Annotated in this window: 13 protein-coding genes and 1 pseudogene; 12 read left to right on the top strand and 2 right to left on the bottom strand. The window is 44.7% G+C overall.

The annotated features are described in order from the left end of the window. The first annotated feature begins 109 nt into the window (after nt 1-109). From gyrA to E8Q33_RS09475, 8 genes are all read left to right on the top strand, one after another. Nucleotides 110-2,695 carry a DNA gyrase subunit A gene (gene gyrA / locus E8Q33_RS09505; protein WP_136554360.1) on the top strand — a complete coding sequence of 862 codons (2,586 nt, stop codon included), beginning with the start codon at nt 110-112 and terminating at the stop codon, nt 2,693-2,695. Nucleotides 2,696-2,700: 5 nt separating this feature from the next. Then, nucleotides 2,701-3,780, top strand: a complete 1,080-nt coding sequence (gene serC, locus E8Q33_RS09500) for a 3-phosphoserine/phosphohydroxythreonine transaminase (RefSeq protein WP_136554358.1) — start codon at nt 2,701-2,703, stop codon at nt 3,778-3,780. A 2-nt stretch (nt 3,781-3,782) separates the two neighbouring features. Then, entirely contained in the window at nt 3,783-4,871 is a 1,089-nt protein-coding gene (pheA, locus tag E8Q33_RS09495; RefSeq protein ID WP_136554356.1) for a prephenate dehydratase, read from the top strand. After that, the gene (gene ispH, locus E8Q33_RS09490; RefSeq protein ID WP_136554354.1) at nt 4,872-5,834 is read left to right on the top strand and encodes a 4-hydroxy-3-methylbut-2-enyl diphosphate reductase; all 963 of its coding nucleotides are present in this window, start codon (nt 4,872-4,874) and stop codon (nt 5,832-5,834) included. An 8-nt stretch (nt 5,835-5,842) separates the two neighbouring features. After that, nucleotides 5,843-6,034 carry a hypothetical protein gene (locus E8Q33_RS16035; RefSeq protein ID WP_247870012.1) on the top strand — a complete coding sequence of 64 codons (192 nt, stop codon included), beginning with the start codon at nt 5,843-5,845 and terminating at the stop codon, nt 6,032-6,034. A 73-nt stretch (nt 6,035-6,107) separates the two neighbouring features. Then, on the top strand, nt 6,108-7,253 hold the full coding sequence (locus E8Q33_RS09485) for an ABC transporter permease (protein WP_247870011.1): 1,146 nt from the start codon (nt 6,108-6,110) through the stop codon (nt 7,251-7,253). After that, nucleotides 7,250-9,283: an ABC transporter ATP-binding protein gene (locus tag E8Q33_RS09480; RefSeq protein WP_136554352.1), complete on the top strand. Its 2,034-nt coding sequence runs from the start codon at nt 7,250-7,252 to the stop codon at nt 9,281-9,283. The genes E8Q33_RS09485 and E8Q33_RS09480 overlap by 4 nt, the downstream gene beginning before the upstream one ends. After that, nucleotides 9,261-9,506, top strand: a complete 246-nt coding sequence (locus E8Q33_RS09475) for a DUF1244 domain-containing protein (protein ID WP_069296752.1) — start codon at nt 9,261-9,263, stop codon at nt 9,504-9,506. The genes E8Q33_RS09480 and E8Q33_RS09475 overlap by 23 nt, the downstream gene beginning before the upstream one ends. Before the next feature lie 36 nt (nt 9,507-9,542). On the opposite strand, the gene E8Q33_RS09470 is transcribed toward E8Q33_RS09475, so the two are convergent. Then, a complete protein-coding gene (locus E8Q33_RS09470) occupies nt 9,543-9,785 on the bottom strand; it encodes a zf-HC2 domain-containing protein (RefSeq protein ID WP_069296751.1) in 243 nt (80 codons plus the stop codon). Nucleotide 9,786: 1 nt separating this feature from the next. Further along, entirely contained in the window at nt 9,787-10,407 is a 621-nt protein-coding gene (locus tag E8Q33_RS09465) for an RNA polymerase sigma factor (RefSeq protein ID WP_069296750.1), read from the bottom strand. 227 nt (nt 10,408-10,634) lie between these two features. Between E8Q33_RS09465 and E8Q33_RS09460 the strand changes: the two genes are divergently transcribed. The 4 genes and pseudogenes from E8Q33_RS09460 to msrQ all read left to right on the top strand — a co-directional run bounded on the left by E8Q33_RS09460 (nt 10,635) and on the right by msrQ (nt 13,177). Continuing rightward, the gene (locus E8Q33_RS09460) at nt 10,635-10,928 is read left to right on the top strand and encodes a low-complexity protein (protein ID WP_069296749.1); all 294 of its coding nucleotides are present in this window, start codon (nt 10,635-10,637) and stop codon (nt 10,926-10,928) included. 70 nt (nt 10,929-10,998) lie between these two features. Continuing rightward, nucleotides 10,999-11,634, top strand: a complete 636-nt coding sequence (locus E8Q33_RS09455) for a DoxX family protein (protein WP_136554350.1) — start codon at nt 10,999-11,001, stop codon at nt 11,632-11,634. After that, a pseudogene (msrP, locus tag E8Q33_RS09450) lies at nt 11,621-12,575 on the top strand (protein-methionine-sulfoxide reductase catalytic subunit MsrP). Before E8Q33_RS09455 ends, msrP begins: the two are co-directional and overlap by 14 nt. Then, nucleotides 12,575-13,177: a protein-methionine-sulfoxide reductase heme-binding subunit MsrQ gene (gene msrQ, locus E8Q33_RS09445; protein WP_136554348.1), complete on the top strand. Its 603-nt coding sequence runs from the start codon at nt 12,575-12,577 to the stop codon at nt 13,175-13,177. Before msrP ends, msrQ begins: the two are co-directional and overlap by 1 nt. Nucleotides 13,178-13,333 lie beyond the last annotated feature (156 nt).

Raw genomic sequence — 13,333 nt, 5'->3', positions numbered from 1 at the left:
GATTATCGCTTTGTTATGGTTAGCTTCTGTTCGAGTTTTCTCAGCAAAATTTTTTGCCTGAAACTTCAACAAGCTAGGCTTGCTTTTGTTCATTTTGGAAGAATATTAAATGTCTGAGATTGCTCTGGAACTGGACTCGATCAGTATCGAAGATGAAATGAAACAGTCCTACCTCGATTACGCAATGAGCGTTATCGTAGGACGCGCCTTACCGGATGTCCGGGACGGCCTGAAACCTGTTCACCGCCGCGTTTTATATGCCATGCGTGAATTAGGCAATAGCTGGAACAGCCCATACAAAAAATCTGCTCGTATCGTCGGTGACGTTATCGGTAAATATCATCCACATGGTGATACTGCGGTATATGACACGATGGTACGTATGGCTCAGCCATTCTCGATGCGTTACATGTTGGTTGATGGTCAGGGTAACTTTGGTTCAGTTGATGGTGATCCGCCTGCCGCGATGCGTTATACCGAAGTTCGTATGGCGAAAATCGCCCACGAAATGCTCGCCGACTTGGACAAAGAAACAGTCGATTTCACTCCTAACTATGATGAATCCGAATCCGAGCCATCAGTTCTGCCAACGCGATTCCCTGCATTATTAGTTAATGGTTCATCGGGTATTGCCGTTGGTATGGCGACCAATATCCCGCCGCATAATCTCACTGAAATTCTTAATGCCTGTATCGCAATTATTGATGAGCCGAGTATTACCACTCGTGAGTTGATGGAATTTGTGCCGGGTCCGGACTTTCCAACTGCCGGTATTATCAATGGTGCCAACGGTATTGCTGAAGCCTATGAAACCGGCCGTGGCCGTGTTTACATGCGTGCTCGCGCCGAAATTGAAACTAATGAAGCAACTGGTCAGCAAAGTATTATCGTTCATGAATTGCCATATCAAGTAAACAAAGCGCGTTTGCTGGAAAAAATTGCCGAACTGGTTAAAGAGAAAAAAATCGAAGGTATTTCTGCACTGCGTGATGAGTCTGATAAAGATGGCATGCGCATGGTGGTGGTCATCAAACGTGGTGACGTACCGGAAGTTATTCTGAATAACCTTTACCAGCAAACCCAGCTACAAACGGTGTTTGGTATCAATATGGTGGCGATCGTTGATGGTCAGCCACGTACATTGGGCCTGAAACCGATCCTTGAAGCCTTTATCCGTCACCGCCGTGAAGTGGTGACACGCCGTTCAATTTATGAACTGCGTAAAGCACGTGAACGTGCACATATATTGGAAGGTTTGGCGACAGCCTTAGCCAATATCGATGAAGTCATTGAACTGATTAAAGCGTCACCAAGTCCATCTGAAGCCAGAGAAGCATTACTTGCTCAAGGCTGGCGCAGTGAAATGATTCTGGAAATGCTTGGCGCTGCCGGTGCACAAGCTTCACGTCCAGAAGATTTAGCCGCTCAGTTCGGTCTGGTTGATGGTCAATATTATTTATCACCAGTTCAAGCCCAAGCCATTCTGGATATGCGTCTGCATAGATTGACTGGCTTGGAACAAGACAAAATCCTGCAGGAATACCGTGAAGTTCTCGATGCAATCCGCGACTTGCTGGCTATCCTGAGCGACCCTGACAATCTGATGGCAGTTATCCGTGCTGAGCTGGTTGCGATTAATGATGAATACGGCGATAACCGTCGTACTGAAATCCTGGATACGCATCTTGATTTAACCTTAGAAGATCTGATTACCGAAGAAGAAATGGTGGTCACTTTATCGCATGCCGGTTATGCCAAAACACAGCAGTTGGATACTTACCAAGCACAACGTCGTGGTGGTAAGGGCAAAGCAGCAACCTCAATGAAAGATGAAGATTTCATTGAACATCTGTTTATTGCCAATACCCATGACACCTTATTGTGCTTCTCCAGTGCCGGTAAGGTTTACTGGAAGAAAGTCTATGAATTACCACAAGGCGGTCGTACTGCACGTGGTAAGCCTATTGTGAATTTGTTGCCACTCGAAGAAGGCGAACGCATCAATGCGGTATTGCCAATCCGTGAGTTTGAAGCTGATAAATTTATCTTTATGGCAACTGCCAGCGGTACCGTTAAGAAAACGCCATTAGTCGATTATTCACGTCCACGGGCCAACGGTATTATTGCCGTGGATCTGAAAGACGATGACAAACTGGTCGGTGTTGCATTAACCGATGGCGAATCTGATGTGATGCTATTCAGCAGTAACGGTAAAGTTATTCGTTTCCCTGAAACTGATGTGCGTTCTATGGGCCGTGTTTCACGCGGTGTTCGTGGTATGCGTCTGGCCGATGGTGAACAGATTATTTCGCTGATTATTGCTCAACAGGAAGGCGCTATTCTGACCGCAACTGAATTCGGTTACGGCAAACGTACTAACCTTGAAGAATACCGTGTACAAGGTCGTGGCGGTCAAGGCATTATCTCGATTCAGACTTCAGCGCGTAACGGCCAGGTGGTCGGTGCGGTGCAGGTTTGTGAAGAAGATCAAATCATGTTGATTACCAACGGCGGTACGCTGGTTCGCACACCGGTGAAACATGTCTCACTGGTAGGACGTAATACGCAAGGTGTGCGTCTGATTAATCTGAGCAACGATGAGAAACTGGTTGGTTTAGAGCGCGTCATTGAAGACGAAAATGAAGAAGTTGATATTGACGACTTGCCACATACCGATGATTTAACAGAAGAATAAGCAATTTGAGAGCCTATAATTTTAGTGCCGGCCCAGCGATGCTGCCGGACGATGTGATGCTGATTGCACAACAGGAAATGTTGGATTGGCGTGGTACCGGTATGTCGGTGATGGAAATGAGTCACCGTGGTCCGGAATATACTTCAATTGCAGAACAGGCTGAAGCCGATTTGCGTGAGTTGATGGGTATTTCGGATGACTATGCCGTGCTGTTTTTGCAGGGCGGTGCATCCAGCCAGTTTTCGATGATTCCGATGAATTTGCTGCATGGTCATACGCATGCAGATTATTTGAATACCGGTGCCTGGTCGGAAAAAGCCATTACTGAAGCCAGCCGTTATACCAAAGTAAATGTCGTCGCCGATTCCAAGCCATCCCATTACCGTACGATTCCAGACAAGGCCGAGTGGCAGTTGTCGGATAATCCTGCTTATGTGCATTACACGCCGAACGAAACGATTCATGGTTTGGAGTTTGCAGAAATCCCTGAAGTAGGGGATGCAACATTAGTTGCCGATATGTCTTCCACCATTTTGTCTCGCCCATGTGATGTAAATCGCTTTGGCTTGATCTATGCTGGCGCACAGAAAAATATTGGCCCTGCTGGTTTATGTATTGTCATCGTGCGTAAAGATTTAATGGGTAAAACCTTACCAGGCACACCGGTGATGTTTGATTACAAAATCCATGCAGATAATGGTTCTATGTATAACACGCCAGCCACTTATAGTTGGTACCTGGCTGGGCTAGTGTTTCAGTGGTTGAAACAACAGGGCGGTTTGCAGGGCATGGCGGAAATCAATCAGCGAAAAGCGGCCAAATTATATGCCGCAATTGATGGCAGCGATTTTTATGCTAACCCAGTGGATGTGCGTTACCGTTCATGGATGAATATTCCATTTACCTTAGCGAACAGCGATCTGGATAAACAGTTTCTGGCAGATGCCGCTAAAGAAGGCTTGTTAACACTTAAAGGCCATCGGGATTTGGGTGGTATGCGCGCCAGCATATACAATGCAATGCCGGAAGCCGGTGTCGATAAACTCATCTGGTTTATGTCTGAATTTGAGCGCAGGTTTGGTTAACCATGTCCGAGAAACAAGCACTTCAAGCCGTTCGTGAACAGATTGATAAAGTCGACAAGCAATTACAGAGTTTATTAAACGAACGCACAGCGCTTGCGCATCAGGTTGCTGAAATTAAACAGCAATCCGGCGAACAAGCCGATTTTTATCGGCCTGAACGTGAAGCAATGATTTTACGTCAGGTGATGGAACGTAATACCGGCCCGTTATCTGATAAAGAAATGGCCAGATTATTCCGTGAAATCATGTCGGCTTGTCTGGCGGCTGAAAAGCCTTTGCGTATTGCGTATCTTGGACCTGAAGGCTCGTTTACCCAGGCTGCTGCTTTAAAACATTTCGGTGGTTCCGCCGAGCTTCATCCAGTAAGCACAATTGCTAACGTTTTTAGCGCCGTTGAAACCGAATATGCTTGTTATGGTGTGGTGCCGGTGGAAAACTCAACCGAAGGTATGGTCAATCATACTTTGGATAGATTTGTCAGTTCGCCGCTTAAAATTAATGGTGAAGTGACCTTACCAATACATCATTATTTGTTGAGTAATGCTTCGCAATTATCTGATGTTAAAAAGGTTTACGCTCATCCTCAAGCACTTGCCCAATGCCGTCAATGGCTAGGCGATCAGTTAGCTCAGGCAGAGTTGTTTCCGTTAGACAGTAACTCTGAAGCAGCCAAAAGAGTAGCCGAAATGGGCGAAGACAGCGCTGCCATTGCAGCCAGCACAGCTGCTGAAATTTATGGTTTGAAAGTACTGGCCAGTAATATTGAAGATGAAGCGGGCAACACCACGCGGTTTCTGGTAATCGGCAATCAAAATGTTGGCCCATCTGGTGTTGATAAAACAGCATTATTAGTTTCTACAAAAAATAAACCGGGTGCGTTACAAAACTTACTTAAACCTTTGGCTGACAAAGGTATTAGTATGAGCCGAATCGAATCCCGACCTTCTCGTAAAGGTATTTGGGAATACGTGTTTTTTATCGATATCGACGGCCATTGTCAGGATCCGACGGTAGCCAGTGCATTAAAAGAGCTGGAGTCGGAATCGTCGGTTTTCCGTGTTTTAGGTTCTTATCCAAAGGCAGTGTTGTAAATGACCAAATTGGTATTAGCCAATCCAAGAGGTTTTTGTGCTGGGGTGGATCGCGCGATTGAAATAGTCGAGCGTGCCTTGGAGCTGTTTGGCGCGCCTATCTATGTTCGTCATGAAGTGGTTCACAATCGCACAGTAGTCGAAGATCTGCGTAGTAAAGGCGCGATTTTCATCGAAGAATTATCCGATGTACCAGATAACAGCACATTGATTTTCAGTGCACACGGTGTTTCTAAAGCGGTGCAGGAAGAAGGTAAACAACGCGGACTGAAAGTGTTTGATGCGACTTGTCCTTTAGTGACCAAAGTGCATCTGGAAGTAGCCAAACATGAAAAAGTGGCACGAGAATGTATCCTTATCGGGCACGCAGGCCACCCAGAAGTAGAAGGCACTATGGGCCAATACACATCCGACCAAGGTGCAATGTATCTGGTTGAATCTCCTGCAGATGTCGCCAAGCTGACAGTGAATGATCCCGATAACTTATCATTTGTGACCCAGACAACTTTATCGGTTGACGATACCAAACTGGTGATTGATGCGTTGCGTGAACGTTTTCCAAATATTATTGGCCCGAGTAAAGATGATATTTGTTATGCCACACAGAATCGTCAGGATGCGGTAAAACGGCTGGCACAGAACTGTGATCTGGTGTTGGTTGTGGGGTCGGTAAACAGCTCTAACTCTAATCGACTCAAAGAGTTAGCGAATAAACTTGGTACAGAAGCTTATCTTATCGATAATGCGGATGAAATAAATGTAGACTGGCTCAAAGATAAACAGCAAATAGGCTTGACCGCTGGTGCTTCAGCACCTGAATCGCTAGTGCAGGCGGTGGTTGATAAACTCAAAATGCTGGGCGTCGAATACGTCACCGAAGACAAAGGTCAGATTGAAAATATTGCTTTCTCATTGCCGAAAGCACTTAAAGTGGATATATCCAGCCTCAGAAAATCAATATAAGGACAGCCATGCCCTTTCTGCCGGTATTCTTGTGGACCGACATACTGATTTTTATTTTGCTCGCTGTCATCACAGCAGGTATCTTTTATCTTCGAAGTAAACCGCATTTACGTGCTCCCTGGGTAATGGTGATGCAGCGTAAACGCGGGGGTTATTTCAGTCATTATCCTGCTCAGCTACGTCACTATCGGTTTTCTTGATTCGCTACATTTTCGTGTTGCCTTAGCCTCTGCTGATAATAATCAGCAACACTATTCAACTGAAGTACTGAGTGTGCTCGACTGGATGGTTTCACCGATTCGCACTCAGGTTGAAAAAACCTATTCCGCACCTCTTGCAACACGTTTATTTGTTAAAGAAATGCAGGTTGTAAAAGGTGGCCAGCTGGAATATAGCCATCCGCGATTAGAATACGCAGCCCAGCATTTAATGTCTGAAACAGAAAAATGGGCGGACGTGCGAAACATTGTGCTGAAAAGCACCTTTGCATCCATAACTTTTATTGTTTTGTTGATTGCCCTTTATATCGTGTATCGGAAACTGCGCTATCAGCATGCACTTCTGACCGAGTTGAAACGGTTAATGCATGGTCAATCTGATTATCCTGTCCGTACTTTTTATCTAATGATTTTTTTGCTTGTCTGGATAAGCGTAACGCTGGTTATGCTCAGCCAGTATTACCATGTGTTTGGTACTGATAAAGTCGGGCAAAGTGTGCTTTATCAGGCTTTGAAAAGTGTTAGAACAGGACTGGCAATTGGCACGTTGACTACCTTGATAATGTTGCCACTGGCTATTTTTCTGGGGATCAGCGCTGGCTATTTCCGTGGCTGGATTGATGATGTCATTCAATATATTTACACCACCTTAAACTCTATTCCCGGCGTGTTATTAATTGCGGCTGCGGTGTTGATGCTACAGGTTTATATGAACACAAATCCTGATCACTTCGCTACGATTGCCGAACGTGCAGATATGCGTTTGTTATTTCTCTGTTTGATACTTGGTGTCACCAGTTGGACGGGCCTATGCCGGATATTGCGTGGAGAAACACTTAAATTACGTGAAGCGGAATATGTGCTGGCTGCCCGATCATTAGGGGCAAGTAATTTTAGTATCTTGCATCGGCATATCCTGCCCAATCTGATGCATATTGTGTTGATTACTGTGGTATTGGATTTCAGTGGTCTGGTACTCGCGGAAGCGGTTTTATCCTATGTCGGAGTCGGTGTAGATCCTTCAATGATCAGTTGGGGCAATATGATTAACAGTGCCCGGCTTGAAATGGCGCGTGAACCCGTCGTCTGGTGGTCATTAACCGCTGCGTTTATATCGATGTTTATTCTGGTATTGGCAGCTAATTTATTTGCCGATGTAGTACGTGATGCATTTGATCCAAGAATGCAGGGGGCGAGATGACTTCCCCGGTATTACTGGAAGTTAAAGGGCTGAAAACCTGGTTTCTCAGTAAAGAACAGCCATTTAAAGCGGTTGATGGCATAGACTTTTCCATCCAGCAAGGTGAGACCTTTGCGTTATTAGGTGAATCTGGTTGTGGTAAATCCATCAGTGCTTTGTCACTACTCAGATTAAATCCTTATCCAGCCAGTAAAATTGTGGCCGGCGAAATTAATCTGAATGGACTGGATCTGCTTAAACTCTCCGAAGCTGAGATGGAATCGGTGCGGGGACGTCGGGTGGCAATGATCTTCCAGGAACCTCAAAGTTCGTTGAATCCTGTGTTAACCATTGGTCAACAAATTGGCGAGACACTGCGCTGGCATTTCAAGTTATCGCCACAGGAAATACAGCAACGAAGTTTAAAGTTACTGGATTCAGTTGGTATCCCTGATCCCATAAGACGCTTGAAAGAATATCCGCATCAAATGTCCGGTGGCATGAAACAGCGGGTAATGATTGCTATGGCTCTAGCCGGTGAACCCGAGTTACTGATTGCAGATGAACCGACAACGGCATTGGATGTAACCATTCAGGCACAAATCCTCGATTTATTGAAACAGATCCAACGTGATACCGGCATGGCGATTTTGCTTATAACGCATGATTTGGGCGTGGCTGCACAAATGGCGGATCACATTGCCGTTATGTATGCCGGGCAAATTGTTGAACAAGCAGATCGGCAGTCGTTTTTTGCCAATCCACAGCATCCCTATGCTCAAAAGCTGTTTGAAGCTCTACCTAGCGAACAAAAGCGCGATCAACGTTTAACGGTGATTAAAGGCAATGTGCCGCCATTAAATCAAACATTTATTGGCTGCCGATTTGCCGATCGTTGTGATCTGGCCTGGGATCATTGTCATCAGCATGAACCAAGCTGGATAGCGACTAATGAACGTGGCGTGCGTTGTCATCTATATGATCCTACGGTGACGGCTTCAGCAGAAAATCTGCTTAAACCATCTCATGCATCCCATCTTTCAGATGTGATTCCATCTCAGATTCATGCATTAGATATCCGGGGTTTAAAAGTTCATTTCCCCATCCGTAAAGGTATTTTGCAACGCCAAGTGGGTCAGGTTAAGGCGGTGGATGGCGTCAATCTGACATTACATAATGCGGAAACGCTGGCATTAGTGGGTGAGTCGGGTTGTGGCAAAACGACCGTTGGTAAAGGCATTTTACAGTTAGTTGAGGTGACAGCCGGTGAAGTGCGTTTTCAGGGGAAGGTGCTGAACCGGCTTTCTCAACGTCAGTTAAAACCTTATCGTGGTCAACTGCAGATCATTTTCCAGGATCCATTTTCCTCGATGAATCCACGGATGACTATTGAGCAGGTTATCGACGAAGCGATAAGTGCGAGCAAGTTTCGTAAAGAGCCCGCTGCCAAGACTAAATACATTGATTCATTACTTGAACGAGTCGGTTTACGAGCCGATATCCGCCATCGTTATCCGCATGAGTTTTCCGGCGGTCAACGGCAGCGGATTTGTATTGCTCGAGCCTTAGCTACAGAACCTGAAGTTATTGTGTGTGACGAACCGACTAGTGCGTTGGATGTATCGGTACAGGCACAAATTCTGAATTTGCTGCGGGATATACAGCATGAGTTCGGGCTGTCATTTTTATTTATTACCCACAATATTGGCGTAGTAGATTATCTGGCACATCGTGTTGCGGTGATGTACCTGGGCAGAATTGTGGAGCAGGGCACACGTCAGCAGGTATTGGATGCACCGAAACATCCTTATACGCAGGCCTTATTAGCTGCAGTACCGGATTTGAACAAACAGGAGTTGCAAGTGGCTGTCAGAGGGGAGCTGCCTTCACCTGCCAACCCACCGGCTGGTTGTCACTTTCATCAGCGCTGTCAGCATGTTATGCCTATATGCCATGAAAATTATCCACCACTCACTGTGCTGGAAAATGGGCATCAAGTTAATTGTTTTTTATATGAAGAGAATGAATATGGATCAACAAACACAAACTGAACTAGAAGCTGCGGCGTTTCGCAGATTAGTCGCTCACCTGCAAGAACGTAAAGATGTGCAGAATATTGATTTGATGAATTTGGCTGGGTTTTGTCGTAACTGTTTATCTAAATGGTATCTCGCCGCTGCAGAACAGCAGGGTGTAGCAATGGATTACGATGCTGCACGTGAGCATGTTTATGGTATGCCTTATGACGAGTGGAAAGAGAAGTATCAGAAATAATTAGTTAAGCGGCTGATAAATTGCCAGCAGACAAGACTATTGTTTGCTGGCATGTTCTCTAAGTTGTTTAGCCAAATCTTTCACTTTGTCATCTATTACTACCGATTGTTTAGCCGGCATTAACTGAACGCTGGAAATAGTGGTTTTAAGCTGACGTATATAGTTACGACAGTTATGACAAAGAAATAAATGCATTTTGAACGCCATGCGTTGCTGAAATGACAGATCTTTATTTAGATAGTCACTGGCCATTTGTTCAATTTCGCGGCATTTAAGCATGTTAAAAATGGTCCTGATATTGAGCGATTTTCTGTTGGATAGTTGAGCGAGCACGATGCAACAACACTCTAGCATTAGACGCAGAGATATCGAGAATGTTACAGATGTCTGACATTGATTCACCTTCCAAATCATATAAAGTTAATACCGCCTGTTGTTGCGGCGGCAGTTGTTCGAAGGTCTGACTGATAATATCGCTGAGTTCACTATTGGCAAGAATGGCTTCCGGTGTTTCAAGATCCCATTGTGAAACCGGTTCTCCCCAGTGCCCTGAATGATCAAAACGATCTTCCATCTCGTTGGTTTGCCAGTTTTCATCTAGCGAAACCTGACGTTTTTCTCTACGTAATCTGGTCTTAGCGGCATTGGCTGTAATTTGAATCAACCAGGTACGTAAGCTGCTGCGACCTGCAAATTCTGTCAGGGAGCGGATAGCCGAAATCCAGGCATCTTGAGCAATTTCTTCAGCAAAAGCTTCCCCAATAATAGCCTTGGCGATATTAACCATTGTTGGATGATATAAGGCTACGGCCATTTCAAATGACGCCGAATCGCCATCCAGCATTCCTTCAACTAATGCAGCATCATTTATAAAGTCCTGCCGCTGTAACTGATCAGTCATGGTGTCAAGTGCATCAATATAAGGTTGGATGAGTTTACAAAGATTTTTTTATCTAAACACAAATTTCATCTGGGTTCGGATATTTTCATCTGTAGTTAAAGCAAAATTGGCCTGGTAAAAAATTTCAGATTAATTTGTAACAAACGAATTGCTCGTCAGTCTATGCTAACAAGCCTGATCTTTGAGACGGGCTGATAATGAGATTTACAACATAAGGAATTTAAGACATGGCTATGAACAAAAAAACTTCTATCGCGTTGGCTGCCAGTGCAGCAATGACTGCTGGTCTGGCCCTTTCACCTATGGCTGCGGCGGATAGCAATCCATTCCAATCGACTGATTTGAACAACGGCTATATGCAGCTGGCTAAAGATCATGGCGAAGGTAAATGTGGAGAAGCCAAATGTGGCGAAGATGCTAAAAAAGATAAAGAAGGCAAATGTGGCGAAGCCAAGTGTGGTGAAGACAGCAAAAAAGATAAAGAAGGTAAATGCGGCGAAGGTAAATGTGGTGGTAACTGATTTATTCAGTAAACATCATTAGTGATATACAGGGGCGTAAAGCCCCTGTTTTCCTCTAAGGGGAATGAATATGATTACCTTGTTACAACGATTACAGCAGCTATTGAACGCTACCCGACAAGTTGACTTCGTTGCACCACTGTTATTGAGAGCTTACCTGATACCGGTTTTCTGGATAGCTGCCAATAACAAGTGGAATCCATTTAATCCTGACAGTTCATTGCAAAACACTATTGACTGGTTTGCCAATCCTGATTGGGGATTGGGTTTGCCATTTCCAGAGCTGATGGCTTACCTCGCATGGTCCGCTGAATATTTCGGTGCCATTTTATTGTTACTCGGTTTCGCCGTGCGCTGGGTCAGTATTCCCTTAATGATCACTATGTTGGTCGCGGCTTTCAGTGTGCACTGGAAAAACGGTTGGCAGGCCATTCATGATCCGATGAGTGCGTTTGCCGCCGATACTGCTCCGGCCGCAATAGAGCGACTGGATCGAGCCAAATCCATATTGCAGGAACATGGAAATTATAGCTGGCTGACGGAACATGGCAGCTTTGTTGTACTGAATAATGGTATTGAGTTTGCCGCAACCTATTTTGTGATGTTGCTGGCACTGTTTTTTATCGGCGCTGGCCGTTATATCAGTGTTGATTACTGGTTAGCTAAACATTACATGTCAAATGAGGTGAAACATGTGGATTCGTAAAAAACGTTCGTGGGATATTCCAGAATCCGAAGTTACCGATTATCAGGTCTATCTGAACCGGAGACAGTTTATCAATGGTGCTGCAGGTTTAGCTGCAGCGGGCGCTATGCCATTCAGTTTTGCTGCCAAAGCACCCACTGGTGAGACTTTTGCCGATCTACAGCAAAGTACTTTTTCTACCGAAGAAAAACTCACCACGTACGAATCCATCACTACTTATAATAATTTTTATGAGTTTGGTACTGATAAAGAATCCCCATCCACATTAGCTGCCGATTTTCCTGATCGCAGTAAACCCTGGATGATCACCATTGATGGTGAGTGCGATAAACCGGGTCAATATGATTACAACGAACTAATCAAAACCCAGACATTGGAAGAACGGATTTACAGGCTCCGTTGTGTTGAGGGTTGGTCTATGGTGATACCTTGGGTAGGGTTTCCATTAGCGGAAATTCTTAAACAGGCCCAGCCCAACTCTAAAGCTAAATTTGTCGAATTCACTACTTTGTATGATCCGGAGCAAATGCCCGGACAACGTCGCCGTGTATTGAACTGGCCCTATCTAGAAGGCCTGCGAATGGATGAAGCAATGCATCCATTGACTTTACTTGCAGTGGTTTATATGGACGTGAGATGCCGGGGCAAAATGGCGCACCGATTCGATTGGTGGTGCCGTGGAAATATGGTTTTAAAAGTATCAAATCCATTGTGCGGATCCGCTTTGTTGAAGAAATGCCGTTAACGCTTGGGTTCAGGCTAATGCTGGTGAGTATGGGTTTTATTCGAATGTTAATCCTGAAGTTAATCATCCACGCTGGAGTCAGCGTCGTGAAAGACGTATAGGTGAATTCCTCAAACGTGAAACACTTATGTTTAATGGCTATGGCGAAGAAGTTGCAGAGTTATATACCGGTATGGATCTAAAACGTTATTTCTAATGGGTAAACATATCTCCAGAGCTAAATGGCTGGTTTTCTGCATTTCCTTATTGCCACTATTTTGGCTTGTTTATGCTTTATTAAACGATCAATTGGGTGCCAACCCGATTGAAGCTGTGACCCGTGACACCGGCTTGTGGGCTTTGCGATTTATTATGCTGACATTATTGATTTCGCCGTTACGCAAACTGACCGGCATCAATGAATTTATTCGTTTTCGCCGCATGCTGGGCTTATTTGCCTTCTTTTATGCCAGCGTACATATGCTGCTTTACTTAGGGCTGGATCAGTTTTTTGATGTACAGGAAATTTGGCTGGACATTATCAAACGACCATTTATCACGGTGGGATTCATCAGCTTTCTGTTACTGATTCCATTAACGATTACTTCTACCGATAAGATGATAAAAAAGCTCGGCGGGCGACGCTGGAAAAAATTACATTATTTAATTTATCTGATTGTCGTGCTTTCTTGTTTGCATTTTTATATGCTGGTCAAGCAAGATAAAACTGAGCCGGTAATTTATCTGCTCATTGTTATTCTGTTACTGGGATTCAGAGTGCTTAGCCAGCGTCGGCGTCATCAAGTAGCGAGTTCCTAAAGCCAATTCACTTGGCGTTTACGGCTTTTTATCCGTAATAAATATTTCCACAAGGTTTTGATTTTCTTGCCAGAATGGCGCTGCATCAGGCTTTTGTCGACGTGTCAGAGTGTCAATTAAACAAAAACTGTTACAATGTGCGGCTGTAATTTATCG

Source organism: Methylophaga sp. SB9B, from assembly GCF_004832235.1.
Lineage (GTDB): Bacteria > Pseudomonadota > Gammaproteobacteria > Nitrosococcales > Methylophagaceae > Methylophaga > Methylophaga muralis.
Note: the sequence above shows the minus strand (reverse complement) of the source record. Positions and strands in the feature narration are given on the sequence as shown.

Coding starts and splice junctions, on each gene's coding strand:
- gyrA (WP_136554360.1), top strand. CDS start 110: ATGTCTGAGATTGCTCTGGAACTGGACTCGATCAGTATCGAAGATGAA.
- pheA (WP_136554356.1), top strand. CDS start 3,783: ATGTCCGAGAAACAAGCACTTCAAGCCGTTCGTGAACAGATTGATAAA.
- ispH (WP_136554354.1), top strand. CDS start 4,872: ATGACCAAATTGGTATTAGCCAATCCAAGAGGTTTTTGTGCTGGGGTG.
- E8Q33_RS16035 (WP_247870012.1), top strand. CDS start 5,843: ATGCCCTTTCTGCCGGTATTCTTGTGGACCGACATACTGATTTTTATT.
- E8Q33_RS09480 (WP_136554352.1), top strand. CDS start 7,250: ATGACTTCCCCGGTATTACTGGAAGTTAAAGGGCTGAAAACCTGGTTT.
- E8Q33_RS09475 (WP_069296752.1), top strand. CDS start 9,261: ATGGATCAACAAACACAAACTGAACTAGAAGCTGCGGCGTTTCGCAGA.
- E8Q33_RS09470 (WP_069296751.1), bottom strand. CDS start 9,785: ATGCTTAAATGCCGCGAAATTGAACAAATGGCCAGTGACTATCTAAAT.
- E8Q33_RS09465 (WP_069296750.1), bottom strand. CDS start 10,407: ATGACTGATCAGTTACAGCGGCAGGACTTTATAAATGATGCTGCATTA.
- E8Q33_RS09460 (WP_069296749.1), top strand. CDS start 10,635: ATGGCTATGAACAAAAAAACTTCTATCGCGTTGGCTGCCAGTGCAGCA.
- E8Q33_RS09455 (WP_136554350.1), top strand. CDS start 10,999: ATGATTACCTTGTTACAACGATTACAGCAGCTATTGAACGCTACCCGA.
- msrQ (WP_136554348.1), top strand. CDS start 12,575: ATGGGTAAACATATCTCCAGAGCTAAATGGCTGGTTTTCTGCATTTCC.